Genomic DNA, 18,068 nt, shown 5'->3' with positions numbered 1-18,068 from the left:
TTATAATCGGCTAAAGCCGAAGTGCGGGGTATTAACTTTGCTTGGCTCGTTAATAGGTGAAGGGTTCGCCTGTGGCAAAAGTTATGGATGATTTTCTTAAGATAACGCTACCGAAAATCTAAGAAATTAAAATTAAAAGCTTTCCATAGTGAAACGAAGGAAAGGTATCCATGTTTTACTTCAAAAGCAAATTAACATTGATGAAGTAACAATTTAAAAAAATTCTAATAAATGTTATCATACACGAGGTTTGGACTTTGCCCATTATCCTTCTTTACTTAATATGGGCACTCTCCATATTATACGAGGCTTGGGCGATTTACAAAGTGCTAATATGAAGTTGTTAGTAATAATATAGAAAATGCCTATTGATAATTAAGGAGGATAACGGGTCTATGACCCGAACCTCAGTTAGGATAAGATTTATAGAATTTTTTTAATGTTACGAATCAATGTTAGTTCGCTTTATTTTTAATAAAGGTGGCAGCTAACAAAATGGTCTTTTTCAATTTCCTTGAATTCAGGCTGTTTTTCAAAGCAAATATCTTTTGCATTTTTACATCTACTAGCAAATCTACAACCCGGTTTAGGATTAATTGGACTTGGTACCTCCCCTTCAAGCTCTATTCTATTTCTTCTTCTTTCTAGCTTAGGATTTGGTATTGGTATAGCTGACATTAAAGCTTTTGTATATGGATGCAGAGGTTTACTATATAAATCACCACTGTTAGCAAATTCAACCATTGTGCCTAAATACATTACACCAACTCTGTCAGAAATATGCTTTACCATTGCAAGATCATGTGCAATAAATAGATAAGTAAATCCCATTTCCTTCTGCAATTTTATAAGCAAATTTATTATCTGAGCTTGTATTGAAACATCAAGAGCAGATATAGGCTCATCACATACTATAAATTCCGGTTTTATAGCAAGAGCTCTTGCTATACCAATTCTCTGCCTCTGTCCTCCTGAAAATTCATGAGGGAACCTAGATGCATGTTCTCTATTAAGCCCAACACGATCTAGCATTTCATATATCCTTTTAGTTCTATCTTTACCTTTATACAAATTATGCGCATCAATGCCCTCTGCAATTATATCTCCTACAGTCATTCTTGGATTTAGTGATGCATAAGGGTCTTGAAATATCATCTGTGCCTCTTTAGAAAAAGTTTTTTTATCTTTACCACGGAAACTATATATATTTTTACCTTTATAGTTTACTTCTCCCGAAGTTGCCGTATATAAACCTAAAATGGTTCTTCCACAGGTGGTTTTACCACATCCCGACTCACCAACAAGTCCCAAAGTCTCACCTTTTCTAATATTAAAACTAACATCATCTACTGCTTTTAATATAGCTCCATGACCAACATTAAAATACTTTTTTAAATGCTTAACTTCAACTAACACATCGCCTTCATTCATTGCCATACACCTCACTTTTTATTGGTGATTCCACTTTTGGAGCCATAGGATGCTTTAACCAACAGCTAACCGAATGTGTCTTACTTATTTCTGTTTCCTCAGGCATTTCTTCCTTACAAATTTGCATACAGTAAATGCATCTTGCAGCAAAAGGGCATCCTATCGGTGGCTTAAGCAAATCTGGTGGTGTTCCATTTAATGAATATAATTCTTTTTTATTTAGAGTGTCTAATCTAGGTACTGATTGAAGAAGCGCCCAAGTATATGGATGCTCTGGATTTTCAAAAATCTCATCAGTAGTTCCTCTTTCAACAATTAGTCCCGAATACATTACCTGAATTCTATGAGCCGAACCGGCAACTATTCCCAAATCATGAGTTATAAGTATTATTGATGTCCCAAGTTTCTTTTGAAGATCATGCATGAGATCCATTATCTGAGCTTGAATAGTAACATCCAATGCTGTTGTGGGCTCATCAGCAATTAAAATTTTAGGATTACAGGATAAAGCTATTGCAATCATAGCTCTTTGTCTCATTCCGCCTGAAAATTGATGTGGATATTGATTTGCCCTTTTATCGGCATTTGGTATATTAACAATTTTGAGCATTCTTATAGCCTCTTCAAGTGCCTGCTTCTTTTTCCATCCTCTATGAATCATAATACTTTCAGCAATCTGAGCACCAATCTTCATTGTTGGATTTAGTGATGTCATAGGGTCTTGAAAAATCATGCTTATATCTCCACCTCTAAGCTTCTGGAGTTCCTTATCATTCATTTTTAAGACTTCTTTGCCGCTAAAAAAAATCTCCGAATCCTTTTTTATTTCTCCTGGTGGACAATTTATAAGTTTCATTATTGATTTCGCTGTAACAGATTTTCCGCATCCCGATTCACCAACTATTGCTAATGTTTCACCTTTATTTAAATGAAAATTCACACCTCTTACAGACTGAACTTCTCCAGCATAAGTATGGTATGATACCCTTAAATTTTTAACCTCTAATATTTTTTCCATAATAAGTTCTCCCTCCTACTGTCTCTGTTTAGGATCAAGTGCTTCTGATAGACCATCACCTAAAAGATTAAATGTAAGCATTATGAGACATATAATGAGTGAAGGCCAGAACAATTGTGATGGATAAAATGCTAGATTTTCTTGACCGCTAGAACACAAAGCTCCAAGGCTAGTACTTGGCGGTTTTACGCCCAAACCAATATAACTTAAAAATGCCTCTGCAAAAATATAGCCTGGAACAGCAAATGTAACATCAACAATCATTACACCAATAACATTGGGAAGTAAGTGCTTGGATATTATTGTCCATGGACTAGAACCCAAGGTACGTGCTGCAAGTACATATTCCTGCTCTTTTACAGCAAGCACCTGGCCTCTTACAATTCTCGCCATGTTAACCCACCCTGTTAACGTCATAGCAATGATAAGAGGAATTATTCCTGTACTATTTAATATAATAATAACTATCAATACTAATATTAAATATGGTACACTATTTAATATTTCAACAATTCGCATCATTATATCATCGACGGCTCCACCAAAGTAGCCAGAAATCCCACCATATATAGCCCCTATAATAAGTTCTATAAAAGCTCCAATTACCCCTATTATTATTGATGCTCTCGTACCAATCCAAAGCCTAACCCATAAATCTCTTCCAAGATCATCTGTTCCAAGCCAATGAACTGAATTAGGATCCATATTTTTAATAGAATTATTTACATCATTTGTTCCAAAAGGCCTTAGAATTGGTCCTACTATAGCTAAAATTATAATTAATATTAGTAATGCCAATGAAACAATAGCAACTTTATTTTTCTTTAGTCGTCTCCACGCGTCCTGCCAGTATGTAACATTCTTTCTTACTATCTCTTCAGAATCATTATCCTCACATCCAATAATTTTAAATTTTTCACTTGAAATTTTAGTCATACTCTCATCTCCTATTTTCCGCTGCCGCTTAATCTTATTCTTGGATCTACAAAACAATATAGTATATCCACCAGATAAACAGATACTATGTACACAATTGCGAAAAAAATAGTAGTCCCAAGTATTATAGAATAATCTCTATTAGATATTGAAGTAACAAAATACCTCCCAATTCCAGGTATAGAAAAGATTGATTCAATAACAAAAGTTCCAGTCACAACACTAGCAATCTGCTGACCTAATATAGTAATAGCAGGCAAAATAGCATTTCTTATAACATGTCTCCATATAAGCGGAACCTTTGAAACGCCTTTGGCCTGTGCTGTTATAATATAATCTTGTCCTAAAACATCTATGCAACTACTTCTCATATATCTCGCATAAACAGCCATTATACCTAAGCTTAATGAGAGAGCTGGAAGTATAGTATGATTTATTCCTCCCCATCCTGACGTTGGCAGTAATTCTATCTTTACTGTCAAAAAATATTGTAATAAAGCAGCTAAAACAAATGAGGGTATAGCTATACCTAAAATTGCAATTATCATTACAGTATAATCCTGCCAATGATTCCTTTTAAATGCAGCTATAATTCCAAAAATTATACCAAATGCTATAGCAATAACTAATGCTTCAGCTCCTAGCGCCGCTGAAACAGGTGCTCTTTCTCTTATTATGCTATTAACAGTTACTCCTGGATAAGTATACGATTCTCCCAAGCTTCCGTGGAAAACAAGATTCTTTAAAAATAAATTATATTGTGTAGTCAAAGATTTATCTAATCCATATTTAGCATTCAAATTGGCTTTTGTCTGTTTAGGCAATGATTTTGCACTTGAAAATGGATTGCCAGGTATAGAGTGCATCATTACAAAGGTTACAGTAATAATTATCCATATGGTTATTATCATATATATAAACCTTTTGAGCGTATATTTCAGCATTTTCATTCCTCCTAAATTATATATTTATACGGCAGAGATATGAGATATTCTCTGCCGTATTTTCATTTCATTGATGGTCACTTAAAATTATAACTTTAAAGCATGAATAATTAATTTTAGTAGTGATCTAATTATATATAACTTAAATTATTTATTTTTTCCTGAAATATAAGCATATTTTATTTCAAGAAGTCTTGGATTGCTTGGTGCAAATACAGGTGTTTGATATCCCTTAACATATTTACGAACAAATATACTTTGTCCCTCACTAAATGTTGGAGCAAACGCTGCATCTTTATTAATAAGTATCTCTTCAGCCTTTTTAAAATCATCTAGTCTCTTTGATTGATCTTTTTCAACCTTTGCTGCTTCTATTAAACTATCATATTCTTTATTTGAATATCCATCTGTAGTTTTTGCTGCCTCAGTTTCCCACATATCTAAAAATGTCATAGGATCATTATAATCTGCTCCCCAAAGCTCCCCACTTTGCATCTCGTATTTTAGATCTTCTTCATCCTGCAAAAATTGTTTCCACTCTTTATAATCAACCTTTATTGTGATTCCAAGTTTTTGCTTGAAGGTATTTATTAAATAATCTCCCTCTTTTTTATGTCTTTCATCCGTTCCTGCTTCTTCATCATTAATAACAACTTTACTTAAATCAGTGCTCATTCCAAGTTCCTTTAATCCCTCTTTAAATAGTTCTTTAGGATCTTCCTTACTTTCTTTTAATGATACATTTGCCTGTGATCTATATGAAGTATGTCCTACATCAACAGCATCTGGTACCCAACTATATGCAGTCTTTCCAACGCCATATTCTATAGTCTTAAGATAATCTTCTCTATTAAGTGCCAGAGAGATAGCTTTTCTTATTTTAGCATTTGTCATAAATTTATTTGAATCCTTTATATTGAATAATAAGTATCCTGTACTTGAACTTTCTCCAGTTATTTCATCAAATTTTTTAGTTTTATTAAGTCTTTTAACCCACTCAGGTCGAGGCGTATCAGCAGTGTCAATTTGCCCACTTTGAAGAGCATTTAACATTGTATTGGTATCATCCATAAAGTACATTGTTACCTTATCAAGTTTTACGCTCTTTTTGTCCCAGTACTGATCATTTTTAGTAAGTTCTATTTTACCGCCACTAACCATTGAGGTCATTTTAAATGGTCCATTATAAATCAAGGAATCTGCTGTAGAACCATATTTTGATCCCGACTTTTTAACTATATCCTCTCTCTGTGGTATAAAAAGCTTGAAATTAAGTAACTTTTCAAAATACCCGCATGGATGTGATAAATTTATTACAAGAGTCTTTGAATCTGGAGCGCTTACTCCCAATTGATCAGATGACATTTTGCCCTTATTTATATCATCTGCATTTTTAATTCCTGAGTTTATCAATAAATAAGCATATTCTGAAGCCGTCTTTGAGTCAACACTTCTTCTAAGTCCATATACATATTGTTCTGCAGTAACTGGTTTTCCATCTGACCATTTATTATCCCTCAAATGAAAAGTCCATGTAAGACCATCTGATGATGTTGTCCAACTCTTAGCACCAGCTGGCGCTAAAACATCCTTACCATTTTTAACTTCTTCCCTTGCAAGTGCCTCCATGGTCTCAGACAAAACATATGCAGAATATGCATCAGTGCCCTTTGATGGATCAAGAGTTTTGACATCAGATGCAGGAATCTCCATATTTAAATGCTGCTCCTTATCAACTGCTCCTGAACTAACTGTTGTACTTGAGCTTCCACAGCCAGACAACGTTATTGTTGAAATAACTGCTGACACTAATAATAATGATAATATTTTTTTACTTTTCATTAAGCCTTCCCCCAAAAATTATTTTATTATTTATAATATATCAGTTATACATAAAATTACATGCATTGTCAAATAATAACTGTAAAATAGTATGACTTTTTATAATATATAAATAGAATACTTATATTATTACTAGCTGCAACAATTACTTCCAATTAATTTTTAAAATTTATTAAAAACATTTTCACATTAATTATCCCAAACATATTTTTATTATATTAACATTTGTTTTCGATTGCAAATGCCAGATTAATATGTTATTATTGTCATTCTTGAGTTTTAAGTAATAAATCATTTATTATCTTTATTTTTTAAGAAAATGATGTTTTTTGATATTATGAATATATTTAACTTAATTTATAAAATTTTATTTTCACTATAAATCCATTATAAAATAAAAAAAACTGCTTCCTAAGAAGCAGTTTTTAAACTCTAACTATTTTTGAATATAAACACTGTTGAAGTACAAATATCCAAGTGGTGATACATGAAGTCCTTTTACTTCTGGCTTCTGTTCAACAACTAAATCATATTCGTAAACAGGAACTATAGGTAAATCCTTCATAAGTAAATCTTCAGCATCATGTAAATCCTTAGTTCTCTTTGTTCCATCAGCAGTTGCTTTAGCATCTGCGATTAAAGCATCATACTGAGGATTGCTGTAACCAGGATTATTGTTTCCACCACCTGTTACAAACATATCTAAGAATGTCATAGGATCATTGTAATCTGCTATCCATGCAGTTCTGCAGAATTGATATTGTTGTTTAGTTAAATCATCAAGTTGAACTTTTCTTTCAACACTCTGTAAAGTAACGTTTATTCCTAAGTTCTTCTTATACATATCCTGCATTGCCTGAACTATATCTTGATGGTTTTGACCTTCATTGTACATAATCTGAAGTGTAGGGAATCCCTTTCCATCTGGATATCCAGCTTCAGCTAATAACTGTTTAGCTTTTTTAACATCAGCTTTCTTTGGTAAGTAATCTTTATTCTTAAATTTCTTTGAATCATTAGCTGTAGTTATTGAACTTGGTACAAATGAAGTTGCAGGCTTTTCTCCACCTTTTGTTACATCCTTTACTATTGATTCTCTATCAATAGCAAGATTTAAAGCTTCTCTAACTTTTTCATTCTTAAGAGCTTTAGTTACTTCAGCTCCATTAGCACTGTCTTTATCTCCTACATTAAAGCAGAAGTAGTAAGTTCCATAATAAGGATATACTTTTGCAGTACCTTTCTTTATTAAAGATTGTTTCTGAACAGCAGGTATTATCTCGTTAAGATCAACCTGACCGCTTGTAAATGCTGCTGTAGCACTAGTTTCTTGTGAAAGCATGTAATAAGTAAGCGTATCTAATTTTACAGTACTCTTATTCCAGTAATTTGGATTTTTCTTAAATGTCATAGTTGATTTTTGTTTCCAATCTGTCATGTAGAAAGGTCCATTACTTACATAGTTAGCTTTTTTAGTAGCCCAGCCTTTGTTATCTTTACTAACGATGTCTTCTCTTAAAGGCATGTAAGTTGGGAATGCAGTTAGTGCTAAGAAATATGGAGTAGGTGACTGTAATTCAACTTTAAGAGTATTATCATCTACTGCTTTAACTCCTACATCGTCTTTGCTTGCTTTTCCGCCGTTGTATGCTTCACCATTCTTAAGATAGAAAAGCTGATAAGCATAATCTGAAGCAGTGTCAGGAGCTAATGCTCTCTTCCATGCAAATTCAAAATCTTTTGCTTTTACAGGTTTACCATCTGACCATTTAGCATCTTTTCTTAAATGGAAAGTATAAGTAAGCTTATCTGCTGAAACATCCCATGATTTAGCTACACCTGGTATAACTTTTTCATTTTTGTCTAAGTCAACAAGACCTTCAAAAGCGTTTTCTATAACAATACCGCCCTCAGTTGAGTTGTTTAGACCTGGATCTATTGTTTGTGGATCAGCTCCTAGGTTGTAGCTTACTTTTTGTTCTGTAGTAGTTGAACTACTTGATGAACCGCAACCAGCTAAAAGAGTTCCAACTAAAGCTGCTGATAATATAACAGCACTTAGTTTTGTTAATTTTCTTTTTAACATTCTTTATTCCTCCCCGAATAATTTTTATATAATTAGCAGTTTTAATACCACTAAATATCAAATAATTTAAATGTTATTTATATAAGTAGCAAGCTACAAAATGATTGGCGCCTAAATCCTTCATCTTTGGTGCAGCTTCTGCACATTCAGGTTTAGCATACTTGCATCTTCCTCTAAATTTACAGCCTGCTGGAGGATCTATAGGAGAAGGTATTTCTCCTTCTAGTATTATTCTCTGTCTTGAGGCAGCCTCATCAGGATCTGGAACTGGTACTGCTGATAAAAGAGCTTTTGTGTAAGGGTGAAGCGGATTATTGTAAAGTTCTGAACTTTCTCCTACTTCTATAAGACTTCCCAAATACATAACTCCTATTCTTGTTGAAATATGCTTAACCATAGATAAATCATGTGCAATAAATAAATATGTTAGTCCAAGCTCATCTTGAAGCTCCTCAAGCATATTTACAACCTGTGCCTGTATTGATACGTCAAGTGCTGAAATAGGTTCATCGCACACTATGAATTCAGGTTCTACAGCTAAAGCTCTAGCTATACCTATTCTTTGTCTTTGACCGCCAGAAAATTCATGAGGATATCTATTTATATGATCTCCATTTAATCCAACTCTGTTAAGAAGATATTCAATCCTCTCTTTTCTTTCATTTCCTTTTAACAAATTATGAATGTCAATTGATTCTCCAATTATGTCTCCTACAGTCATTCTAGAATTAAGTGATGCATATGGATCCTGGAAAATCATTTGCATTTTTCTTCTGTAAGGAAGCATCTCTTTAGGAGTTAATTTAGAAATATCTTTTCCTCTATATATAATTTGACCTGAAGTTGGCTCATAAAGTTTTAATATTGTTCTTCCAGTAGTAGTTTTACCACAGCCTGATTCTCCGACAAGACCTAATGTTTCACCCTTTTTTATATAAAAGGAAACATCATCTACTGCCTTAACGTTGCTAACTTTTCCTCCGAAAAAACCTTTTTTAACTGGGAACCATTTTTTTAGATTTTTTATTTCAAGTAGTACATTATCTTGTGGCATTATCCTTACTCCTTCCTATGGGCGCATCAACTTTAGGTGCATCTGGGTGATTCAACCAACATGCAGCTTCATGCCCTTCACCTATTTTAAAAGCAGGAACTGGTTTTTGCATACATACTTCCATTGTATATGGACATCTTGCTGCAAATGGACATCCCTTTGGTGGATTTAAAAGATCTGGTGGATATCCTTCAATCGGAACTAATTTTTCTTTCGTATCCTTTGTAGGATCTGGAATACTCTTTAAAAGTCCCCATGTATATGGATGTTTAGCATTATAAAAAATGTCTCTTGCTGAGCCTTTTTCTACAATTAGTCCTCCATACATAACATTTATTTTACTGCACAAATTAGCAACAACTCCCAAATCATGAGTTATAAGTATAATTGCTGTATTAGTTTTATCCTTTAATTCCTTCATAAGTTCAAGTATTTGAGCCTGTATTGTTACATCAAGTGCAGTAGTAGGTTCATCTGCAATTAATAACTCTGGTTTACACGAAATAGCCATAGCTATCATAACTCTTTGTCTCATACCACCTGAAAACTCATGAGGATATTGTTTCATTCTTTTTTCCGGGCTAGGTATACCAACTAATTTTAACATTTCAATTGCATGCTTATACGCAGCACTTTTATCCATCTTGAGATGCTTTTTTATGCCTTCAGTTAATTGGTCACCTACAGTTAACACTGGATTTAAGGATGTCATAGGATCCTGAAATATCATTCCTATTTTGTTTCCCCTTATTATTTCCATTTCTTTTTCAGAAGCTTTTACTAAATCTTTGCCATTAAATATAACTTCACCATCAACTATTTTACCATTTTCATCAAGTAATCCCATAACAGACATCATGGTTACACTTTTTCCGCTGCCTGATTCTCCAACAATTCCTAAAGCTTCACCTTTGTTGAGTTCAAAAGAAATTCCTCTTACAGACTTTACTTCTCCAAGATGAGTAAAAAAAGAAGTATTTAAATTATTTATTTCAAGTAATTTTTCCATATTGAATCCTCCTACTTTTTCATTTTAGGATCAAGGGCAGTACTTAAACCGTCTCCTAAGAAGTTAAAACCAAACATAGTAATACATAGTGCTAAAGCAGGGAATAATAATTGATATGGAAACATTTGATACGAACCAAGTGCATTAGAACAAAGTGTTCCCCATGAAGCCTGTGGTGCTGGAATTCCAAGACCAACAAAACTTAAAAATGCTTCTGTAAAAATAGCATTAGGTATATTCAAAGTCATATTAACTATAATCGGTCCCATAGCATTTGGAAGTAAGTGTTTTAAAAGTATCCTTCTAGATGATGCTCCTAAAGTCCTAGCTGCAAGTACAAACTCTTCCTGCTTTAACTGCAAAATTTGGCCTCTTACTGTACGGGCCATATCAACCCAGTAAGTAAATGCTATAGCAATTATAAGACTTTTCATACCTGCACCCAAAACTACCATAATTAAAATCATATAAATCATAAGTGGAAGTGATGAAATTCCTTCAACTATTCTCATCATTATATTATCAACATTTCCACCGCAGTATCCTGATATTCCACCGTAAATAATTCCAACTACAATACTTATTAGACTTGCAACAAGTGCTATAGAAAGAGATATTCTTCCTCCGTACATAACTCTTGTAAGAATATCCCTTCCAAGATTATCTGTGCCAAAAATATGTGCAGAACTTGGTGATAAGTTTTCTATAGTATAATCATTAGTATAATAATTATACTTTGACACCATCGGTCCGAAAATAGAGAAAATTGCAACACATATTATAATGATGAGACCAACCATAGCAAGTTTATTTGCTTTAAATCTTCTCCAAACGTCCTGCCAATATGTTACGCTAGGTCTTGCTTTTTCATGTGTTTTCTTCCTATCTTCACTTACAGGTTTAAATAACGCTTTATCTATTTTATTTGTATTTTCCATATTTTACACCTCTATAAGTCTAGTTTTGTAATTTAATTCTAGGATCTATTATTACATATAATATATCCACTATTAAATTACATAGTATGAGAATAGCACTAAAGAAAACAGTAACACCAAGTATGGTTGTATAATCTCTATTATCAATGCTTAATACAAATTCTCTTCCAAGCCCTGGTATACCAAATATGGCCTCAACAACGAAACTTCCAGTTAAAATACCTGCTACTATTGGTCCTAAATATGTTACTACTGGTATTAAAGAGTTTTTGAGTGCATGTTTATACGTTACTATAGTTTGTGACAATCCCTTAGCTTTTGCTGTTCTAATATAATCCTGATTTAAAACATCTACAAGCATTGAACGTGTATATCTTGTTATAAAAGCCATTGGAAATATGCCAAGTGCAAGAGCTGGCATAACATAATTAGCTGGTGTCGTAAATCCTACTGCAGGTAAAATCTGAAGTTTTAATGAAAATATATAAATTAACAATGTTGCTAAAACAAAATTAGGAACAGTTACTCCAAATGTTGAAACTACAGTACTAATACCATCCTGCCACTTATTTTGATGAAGAGCTCCTACAGCTCCTAAATATATTCCTACTATGATTGCAAATAACATAGCTACTCCACCTAATTTTGCTGAATTAGGGAATGAGTAAGATATTATATCACTAACCATTCTTCCTTCATACTGCATGGACATTCCAAAGTTACCATGTAAGGCATTTTTAATATAAGATGTATATTGTTGACTAATTGGCTTATCTAGTCCATATTCTGCTTTTAAATTTTGTTCAATTGCTGGAGGCAATTTTTTTTCACTAGTAAATGGACCTCCTGGTATTGCATGAGCTAAAAAAAAGGTTAATGTTACAACTAACCACAAGGTAAATATACTTGCAATAAATCTCTTTATTATATACTTAGCCATCTTGTTTCTCCTCTCGTTTGATACGCTTTAGTGTTTTTTTTATTTTTAAAATTCAACTTAACTTTGTATATTAATACATATAAATTGAAATCATATTCTATTTATTTATAAACTTTCAAGCTATATTTTTATTTATATTATCAGGATTTATACCTAATTCTTTGACAATTCTGGATATATACTTTTTACCTGCTCGCTCTCCATGAAATATTAAATCTAAATACTTACTGCTTGTTCCTACTTTTTGTGCTAATTCTGTCTGCGATATACTTTTCTCAACCATTCTTTTTTTGCATGCTATACCGAGCGAAGTAAGGCATCTTTTTTCTCCCATAAAAATCCCCCCTGATTTCAATATTTAAAAGAGAATCTGCATAAATATTAAAAAAAATCATTATTTTTTCAATAAACTATCGAATTTACAAGAAATTTTTGTTAAAATAAAATATATACTGCTTAATTATTAAAACTTAAAATTTCAATAAATTTCATTATTAATAAAAAATACCATTGTTTTTTATTAAACTGTTAAATTGATGTATATATCTATCAAACACCTTTTTATTGTATGCGTTATAAACGCTTTTTACAAATATAAATATGCTATGTTTTCTGCGTTTTTATTGCATTTTTATTAAGAAAAGGTCAATTATCTTTAAAATCCTGCGTAATAAACGCTTTTTTTGGAGGTTTTTATTATGAATTCAATTGGGGAAAGGCTAAAGTATTTGCGAAAGCTCAATAGGCTTACTCAAAAACAAGTTGCCGATAAGACAGGAGTGCAAAGAGGTAACATAAGTCATTATGAAAGAAATAATTTTCTGCCATCAAAAGTGGCATTAATATCCTTTGCTAACTTTTTTAAAACAAGTTATGATTGGATAGTTTATGGTACTGGGGCTATTCCTAAATCTATTAATGAAGTAAATTGCTCTGACACTAGTAATAGCTACTCTGATAATATTACTGCTAAAGTTGATTTTTCAAAGAGATTAATGTTCGTTATAAAATATTCACATGAAAGCGTGGATAATCTATGCTTAAAGTTAAACATTCAAAAAGACACCTTTAGAGAAATAATCATGGGAAAAAATGTTTGTGCCTTTGATCTTTTAAAGATTTGTAAATACTTCAATGTAAGTATGGATTGGATGTTTAATGGTGATACACCTAATATTAATTTCAATTCTGAAATAGTACAGGCGTATTCAATGGGAACACAAGATAATGGTAATTATAAAACACTACAATATTCATACGAAGAAAAAGAATTAATTGTATTCTTTAAAAACTTAAATAATAGGAATAGAAAATTGGTAACTGATATACTAAACTCTATAGATACAAAGAGCATTGTAAGTAATCAAAAAGTTATAAAATAATATTGTCAGAAATTTATTTAAATTCTAAACTTAATATTGTTTACAATTATAATCAAATCATAAAATATACTTATTTATATATGTATTTAATGCACTCCCTAAAAGTCACAAAAAAAAATGTTACAAAACCATTTAATAGCTTTGTAACATTTTCACTTAGTAAAAAGATTTTACTTATCTTCCTTCTTTTAATTCTTGTAAACACTTTTTACAGATATTTTTTCCTCTATAATTAACAACGTCTCTTGCATCACCACAGAAAATACATGCTGGTTGATATTTCTTTAATATTATTTGTTCACCATCCACATATATTTCTAATGCATCTTTTTCTGCTATTTCTAATGTTCTTCTTAATTCTATTGGAATAACTATTCTTCCTAATTCGTCTACTCTTCTAACTACACCTGTTGATTTCATGTTTATACCTCCTAAAATAACAATATTCGACTTGGTTTGTTTAAATTATAGCATTATTTACATTATAAGTCAACATACATATAAATAAAATTTAATTAAAATTATTAAAAACTTGAAAATATCTTGAAAACATAATTTTTATAACCTAATTTTCATACATTTTCATCAAATAACTAGAAGTACTTACCTTTTCCCTTTTGATGCAAATTGCAATTGTATGTAATATAAAAAAATTTTTCAAAAAACTATTGCAAATTAATAATAATTATTATATAATAAGAATTGTCAAAGAGAGTTAGCAAAAATATATGAAAGTAAGTTTAAATAAAAATATTAAAAAGATATTGATAGGGAGGATTTTTAAAATGAAAAAATTTAAATGTGTTGTTTGTGGATATATCTATACTGGTGAGGATGCTCCAGAAAAATGTCCTGTTTGTGGGGCTGGAGCTGATAAATTTGTTGAAGTTAAAGATGATACTGAAGGCTGGGCTGACGAGCACAAAATAGGAATTGCTAAAGATGTTGATAAAGAAGTCTTAGAAGGTTTAAGAGCTAATTTTACAGGAGAATGTACAGAAGTTGGAATGTACCTTGCAATGGCAAGACAGGCAGATAGAGAAGGATATCCTGAAGTTGCTGAAGCTTACAAGAGAATAGCTTATGAAGAAGCTGATCATGCTTCAAAGTTTGCAGAGCTTTTAGGTGAGGTTGTAACAGCTGATACTAAAACAAATCTTCAAATGAGAGTTGATGCTGAAAAAGGAGCTTGCGAAGGTAAAAAAGAGCTTGCTACTTTAGCTAAGAAACTTAATTATGATGCTATACATGATACTGTTCATGAAATGTGCAAAGATGAAGCTAGACATGGTTCTGCTTTCAGAGGTTTATTAAACAGATATTTTAACAATTAATTTGTCCTCTCTCATACTTTAAATATACAGAAGAAAAGTAACAGTCTTTTGGAACATTAAATAAAATTCAATAAGTCTTTTTATAATTTGAAGCAAGACTTATTGAATTTTATTTAAACAGTTTCCAAAATACTGTTACTTTTCTTAAATTAAAAGCAAGCTAAATTTTTCTCTATTCCACTACGGAAAATAACAAAATAAATCCATACAGTTCGTACCCAAAATTCCGTAGGCACGGAGGAATTTTTTCCTTGCTTTACTTCTAAATTTAAGTAACAGTGCTTCAGAACGATTTAAAAAAACTCTAATAAATCTTGGTATAAAAATCGTAAAATCTTTAGATATTTCAATTTGTCTGAGCATTTTCTCAGCGAGTTATTGAAATATCTTGTAATTTTACGATTTTTATACATTAGATTTATAGAGCTTTTTTAACGTTCTGAGGCACTGTTACTTAAAGTCTATAGTACTCAACTGCATTTTGTACCTCAAAACCAATGCTTTTATATAAGTTAAAAGCTATATCATTTTTGCTATCAACATCAAGCCATATGTTGTCATAGTTTCTTTTAATAAGATAATTTAAAGCAAGTTTAACTAGTTCTTTTCCAAAACCATTTCCTCTATACTCTGGCATAATGGCAACTCCAAATATTCCACATTTATCTTCATGAATTCCTACAGATACCATTCCTATGCACTTATCATTTACTTTGGTTAAAAGTTGAATTCTATCTTCAGATTCAAGTATACTCTTAACAAACTGTTTTGAATCTTCATAACTGTTTGATTTAAATCCATTCATACTTATATTGGCCAAATCATCAATATCTTTCATATCTGCAGTATATAATTGAGATTTAAAATTATTTAGATCAATTTTATCTTTGCCAATATATTTCATACTGTATTCAGCAAAATCATATTTTGCACCCAGCCTTTGAACTACTGCCTTGCCTGATTTAGAAGAAGCTTCACATACAAGTAATATATCAGAAACTTTGTATTTCTGTAATTCCATTTTTGCTCTATTAAAAAGTTCTTTAAAATAGCCCCTATTTCTATATTCCGGCAATGTATATGCAGAAAACTCCCCTTCTATCTCTGTTGGTATAAACACGGAAAGTACGCTAACTAACTTATTATCTTCATACAAAACAAATACATATTTTATTTCCTTATTAAAATTAAGTTCGTTACTTAGATATATTTCTTCTTTCAATGCATCAAATTTCCTACATACCTCTACTAAGTCTTTGATTTCTTTTATTAATTTTTCATCTACATATTTTAATTCTTTAATTATCAAATTGCTACCTCCACTTATTTTTTTATACAGCTTTTTCTTTTGCTTCTAAATCTTGATTTAAATAAAGTTTGTAATAATATCCTCCTTTACTTAAAAGTTCATCATGAGTTCCACTCTCCACAATCTTTCCCTTTTTCATAACTATAATCTTATCTGCTGAAACTATTGTAGAAAGCCTATGTGCAACTACAAAACTTGTTCTGTTAGAAATAATATTTTCTATAGACTTTTGTATTAATCTTTCTGTCTCAGTATCAATTGACGATGTGGCCTCATCTAAAATGAGAATAGCCGGATTACTAACAATAGCCCTAGCAAATGAAATCAGTTGTTTTTGCCCTGTTGAAAGATTTCCACCCTTTTCACCAACATCAGTATCATAACCTTTCTCCATTTTATCTATAAACTCATTAACTCCTGCAAGGCATGCAGCTTTTTCAATTTCACTATCTGTAGCATCAAGTTTTCCATATCTTATGTTTTCTCTTATTGTGCCTGCAAAAAGCTGTGGACTTTGAAGCACGTATCCAATATTAGATTGAAGCCATAAAAGAGAGCGATCTCTATAATCTACGCCATCAATTAATATCTCACCCTTATCAGGTTCATAAAATCTACCCAGCAAATTTACAATCGTACTTTTACCCGAACCCGTCTCCCCTACAAAAGCTATAGTCTCTCCTTTATTAACCTTTAAATTAAAGTTATCAAATACTTTTTCTCCATTTTTGTAGGAAAAATATATATTTTTAAACTCAATATCACCATTAATTTTTTCCCAATTTTCTTTATGTGGAATAAATAAATCCCCATATTTTTTAATTACATCTTCTCTATCCCATATATCTGGTTCAGTTTCTACAAGCGATATTATTCTCTCTGCAGATGCTTGAGCCTGTTGGATTTCCGCTATTGTACCAGCAAGCTGCGTTACAGGATCAAAAAACTGTATTGTATATGCTATAAACATAACAAAAGTACCATAGGACAGACTTCCTAAAATCACCTTGCTTCCACCAAACCACAATACAAAACCTGTACCTAAACTTCCCATAGTTATTACTATTGGAAGAAATAGAGCTGAAAATATAGCTGCTCTTACAGATGAATACCTCATATTATCTGCATCATACTTAAATTCATATAAATTTTCATCTTCCCTAACCAGTGTTTTAGTTGTTTTAGTTCCTGCTATCTCTTCACTAAAATCAGATGTAATTTGAGAATTTAACTTTCTCACATTCCTATAAGCTTTAAGTATTCTCCTTTGAAAAAACATTCCTATCAAAAATAGTGGTGGAATTACACTCATACTTATAATTGTAAGCTTAACATTACTTAGAAGCATTACAACAATTGATGCACCCATCATTACAACAGCCCAAACCACATCGATAAGCCCCCATGATATTACTTCGCTAAGCCTATTAATATCCGATGTCATTCTCGCCATAAGCCACCCTGTAGATGATTTATCATAATATGAGAATGATAATTGCTGCAATCTTTTAAAACCTAATTTACGTATATGATAGGCAAGATGTGTTTCAATTTTACCCGCTTGCCTTATAAAAAGCTTAACATTTAACGATTGAAATGCCATAATTAAAAAATACATCCCTGCAAAATAGCTAAGTCCCTTTATGCTTCTTTTTACAATAAAATTATCTATTGCATAACTGGTTAAAAGGGGCATTATAGAATCAATTCCACCAACTACAGCCATGAGCATTAAAAGAAATATTATCCCCTTTTTAAAATCCGAAATATATTTAAAAAGTTTTTTCCATATTCCCATATTAATTTTTTCAGTAACTTTTTCTTCTTGTCTTGCTATCAAAACCT

16 protein-coding genes are annotated in these 18,068 nt (G+C 31.7%); 2 read left to right on the top strand and 14 right to left on the bottom strand.

Translation table 11 applies throughout. The annotated features are described in order from the left end of the window. Nucleotides 1–471 precede the first annotated feature (471 nt). The 11 genes from BEE63_RS10500 to BEE63_RS10450 form a co-directional block, all read right to left on the bottom strand. Nucleotides 472–1,431, bottom strand: coding sequence for an ABC transporter ATP-binding protein (locus BEE63_RS10500; protein WP_431732478.1), 960 nt, complete (start codon nucleotides 1,429–1,431; stop codon nucleotides 472–474). Beyond that, nucleotides 1,424–2,449 (bottom strand): ABC transporter ATP-binding protein, encoded by a 1,026-nt coding sequence (locus tag BEE63_RS10495; RefSeq protein WP_066021337.1) that lies wholly within the window; start codon nucleotides 2,447–2,449, stop codon nucleotides 1,424–1,426. Before BEE63_RS10495 ends, BEE63_RS10500 begins: the two co-directional genes overlap by 8 nt. A 15-nt stretch (nucleotides 2,450–2,464) precedes the next feature. After that, complete coding sequence (locus BEE63_RS10490; RefSeq protein ID WP_066021336.1) at nucleotides 2,465–3,385, bottom strand: ABC transporter permease; 921 nt, start codon at nucleotides 3,383–3,385, stop codon at nucleotides 2,465–2,467. Between the two features lie 11 nt (nucleotides 3,386–3,396). Beyond that, a complete protein-coding gene (locus tag BEE63_RS10485; RefSeq protein WP_066021335.1) occupies nucleotides 3,397–4,329 on the bottom strand; it encodes an ABC transporter permease in 933 nt (310 codons plus the stop codon). 147 nt (nucleotides 4,330–4,476) lie between these two features. After that, on the bottom strand, nucleotides 4,477–6,171 hold the full coding sequence (locus BEE63_RS10480) for a peptide ABC transporter substrate-binding protein (protein WP_066021334.1): 1,695 nt from the start codon (nucleotides 6,169–6,171) through the stop codon (nucleotides 4,477–4,479). 436 nt (nucleotides 6,172–6,607) lie between these two features. Continuing rightward, nucleotides 6,608–8,257: a peptide ABC transporter substrate-binding protein gene (locus BEE63_RS10475; protein WP_066021333.1), complete on the bottom strand. Its 1,650-nt coding sequence runs from the start codon at nucleotides 8,255–8,257 to the stop codon at nucleotides 6,608–6,610. Nucleotides 8,258–8,330: 73 nt separating this feature from the next. Further along, on the bottom strand, nucleotides 8,331–9,311 hold the full coding sequence (locus tag BEE63_RS10470) for an ABC transporter ATP-binding protein (protein WP_066021332.1): 981 nt from the start codon (nucleotides 9,309–9,311) through the stop codon (nucleotides 8,331–8,333). Further along, entirely contained in the window at nucleotides 9,298–10,320 is a 1,023-nt protein-coding gene (locus tag BEE63_RS10465; protein ID WP_066021331.1) for an ABC transporter ATP-binding protein, read from the bottom strand. Before BEE63_RS10465 ends, BEE63_RS10470 begins: the two co-directional genes overlap by 14 nt. An 11-nt stretch (nucleotides 10,321–10,331) precedes the next feature. Next, on the bottom strand, nucleotides 10,332–11,258 hold the full coding sequence (locus BEE63_RS10460; protein ID WP_066021330.1) for an ABC transporter permease: 927 nt from the start codon (nucleotides 11,256–11,258) through the stop codon (nucleotides 10,332–10,334). A gap of 19 nt (nucleotides 11,259–11,277) precedes the next feature. Further along, entirely contained in the window at nucleotides 11,278–12,198 is a 921-nt protein-coding gene (locus BEE63_RS10455; RefSeq protein ID WP_066021329.1) for an ABC transporter permease, read from the bottom strand. A 115-nt stretch (nucleotides 12,199–12,313) separates the two neighbouring features. Further along, a complete protein-coding gene (locus BEE63_RS10450) occupies nucleotides 12,314–12,532 on the bottom strand; it encodes a helix-turn-helix domain-containing protein (protein ID WP_066021328.1) in 219 nt (72 codons plus the stop codon). Between the two features lie 364 nt (nucleotides 12,533–12,896). On the opposite strand from BEE63_RS10450, the gene BEE63_RS10445 reads away from it, so the two are divergent. Then, nucleotides 12,897–13,580 carry a helix-turn-helix domain-containing protein gene (locus tag BEE63_RS10445; RefSeq protein WP_066021327.1) on the top strand — a complete coding sequence of 228 codons (684 nt, stop codon included), beginning with the start codon at nucleotides 12,897–12,899 and terminating at the stop codon, nucleotides 13,578–13,580. A 174-nt stretch (nucleotides 13,581–13,754) separates the two neighbouring features. Here the strand turns inward: BEE63_RS10445 and BEE63_RS10440 are convergent, their stop codons facing one another. Beyond that, on the bottom strand, nucleotides 13,755–14,000 hold the full coding sequence (locus tag BEE63_RS10440; RefSeq protein ID WP_066021326.1) for an AbrB/MazE/SpoVT family DNA-binding domain-containing protein: 246 nt from the start codon (nucleotides 13,998–14,000) through the stop codon (nucleotides 13,755–13,757). 365 nt (nucleotides 14,001–14,365) lie between these two features. On the opposite strand from BEE63_RS10440, the gene rbr3B reads away from it, so the two are divergent. Continuing rightward, a complete protein-coding gene (gene rbr3B / locus BEE63_RS10435) occupies nucleotides 14,366–14,914 on the top strand; it encodes an NADH peroxidase (RefSeq protein ID WP_066021325.1) in 549 nt (182 codons plus the stop codon). Between the two features lie 454 nt (nucleotides 14,915–15,368). Here rbr3B and BEE63_RS10430 read toward each other — a convergent pair whose 3' ends face one another. After that, nucleotides 15,369–16,223, bottom strand: a complete 855-nt coding sequence (locus tag BEE63_RS10430) for a GNAT family N-acetyltransferase (protein WP_066021324.1) — start codon at nucleotides 16,221–16,223, stop codon at nucleotides 15,369–15,371. Between the two features lie 22 nt (nucleotides 16,224–16,245). After that, a complete protein-coding gene (locus BEE63_RS10425) occupies nucleotides 16,246–18,063 on the bottom strand; it encodes an ABC transporter ATP-binding protein (RefSeq protein WP_278286416.1) in 1,818 nt (605 codons plus the stop codon). Between the last annotated feature and the right edge of the window lie 5 nt (nucleotides 18,064–18,068).

The sequence above is a fragment of the Clostridium pasteurianum genome, from assembly GCF_001705235.1.
GTDB classification, from domain to species: Bacteria; Bacillota; Clostridia; order Clostridiales; family Clostridiaceae; genus Clostridium_S; species Clostridium_S pasteurianum_A.
Note: the sequence above shows the minus strand (reverse complement) of the source record. Positions and strands in the feature narration are given on the sequence as shown.

Excerpts from the sequence above, each read along its gene's own strand:
- BEE63_RS10495 (WP_066021337.1), bottom strand. The coding sequence starts at position 2,449 with ATGGAAAAAATATTAGAGGTTAAAAATTTAAGGGTATCATACCATACT.
- BEE63_RS10475 (WP_066021333.1), bottom strand. The coding sequence starts at position 8,257 with ATGTTAAAAAGAAAATTAACAAAACTAAGTGCTGTTATATTATCAGCA.
- BEE63_RS10490 (WP_066021336.1), bottom strand. The coding sequence starts at position 3,385 with ATGACTAAAATTTCAAGTGAAAAATTTAAAATTATTGGATGTGAGGAT.
- rbr3B (WP_066021325.1), top strand. The coding sequence starts at position 14,366 with ATGAAAAAATTTAAATGTGTTGTTTGTGGATATATCTATACTGGTGAG.
- BEE63_RS10460 (WP_066021330.1), bottom strand. The coding sequence starts at position 11,258 with ATGGAAAATACAAATAAAATAGATAAAGCGTTATTTAAACCTGTAAGT.
- BEE63_RS10455 (WP_066021329.1), bottom strand. The coding sequence starts at position 12,198 with ATGGCTAAGTATATAATAAAGAGATTTATTGCAAGTATATTTACCTTG.
- BEE63_RS10450 (WP_066021328.1), bottom strand. The coding sequence starts at position 12,532 with ATGGGAGAAAAAAGATGCCTTACTTCGCTCGGTATAGCATGCAAAAAA.
- BEE63_RS10485 (WP_066021335.1), bottom strand. The coding sequence starts at position 4,329 with ATGCTGAAATATACGCTCAAAAGGTTTATATATATGATAATAACCATA.
- BEE63_RS10465 (WP_066021331.1), bottom strand. The coding sequence starts at position 10,320 with ATGGAAAAATTACTTGAAATAAATAATTTAAATACTTCTTTTTTTACT.
- BEE63_RS10500 (WP_431732478.1), bottom strand. The coding sequence starts at position 1,431 with ATGAATGAAGGCGATGTGTTAGTTGAAGTTAAGCATTTAAAAAAGTAT.
- BEE63_RS10440 (WP_066021326.1), bottom strand. The coding sequence starts at position 14,000 with ATGAAATCAACAGGTGTAGTTAGAAGAGTAGACGAATTAGGAAGAATA.
- BEE63_RS10480 (WP_066021334.1), bottom strand. The coding sequence starts at position 6,171 with ATGAAAAGTAAAAAAATATTATCATTATTATTAGTGTCAGCAGTTATT.
- BEE63_RS10445 (WP_066021327.1), top strand. The coding sequence starts at position 12,897 with ATGAATTCAATTGGGGAAAGGCTAAAGTATTTGCGAAAGCTCAATAGG.
- BEE63_RS10470 (WP_066021332.1), bottom strand. The coding sequence starts at position 9,311 with ATGCCACAAGATAATGTACTACTTGAAATAAAAAATCTAAAAAAATGG.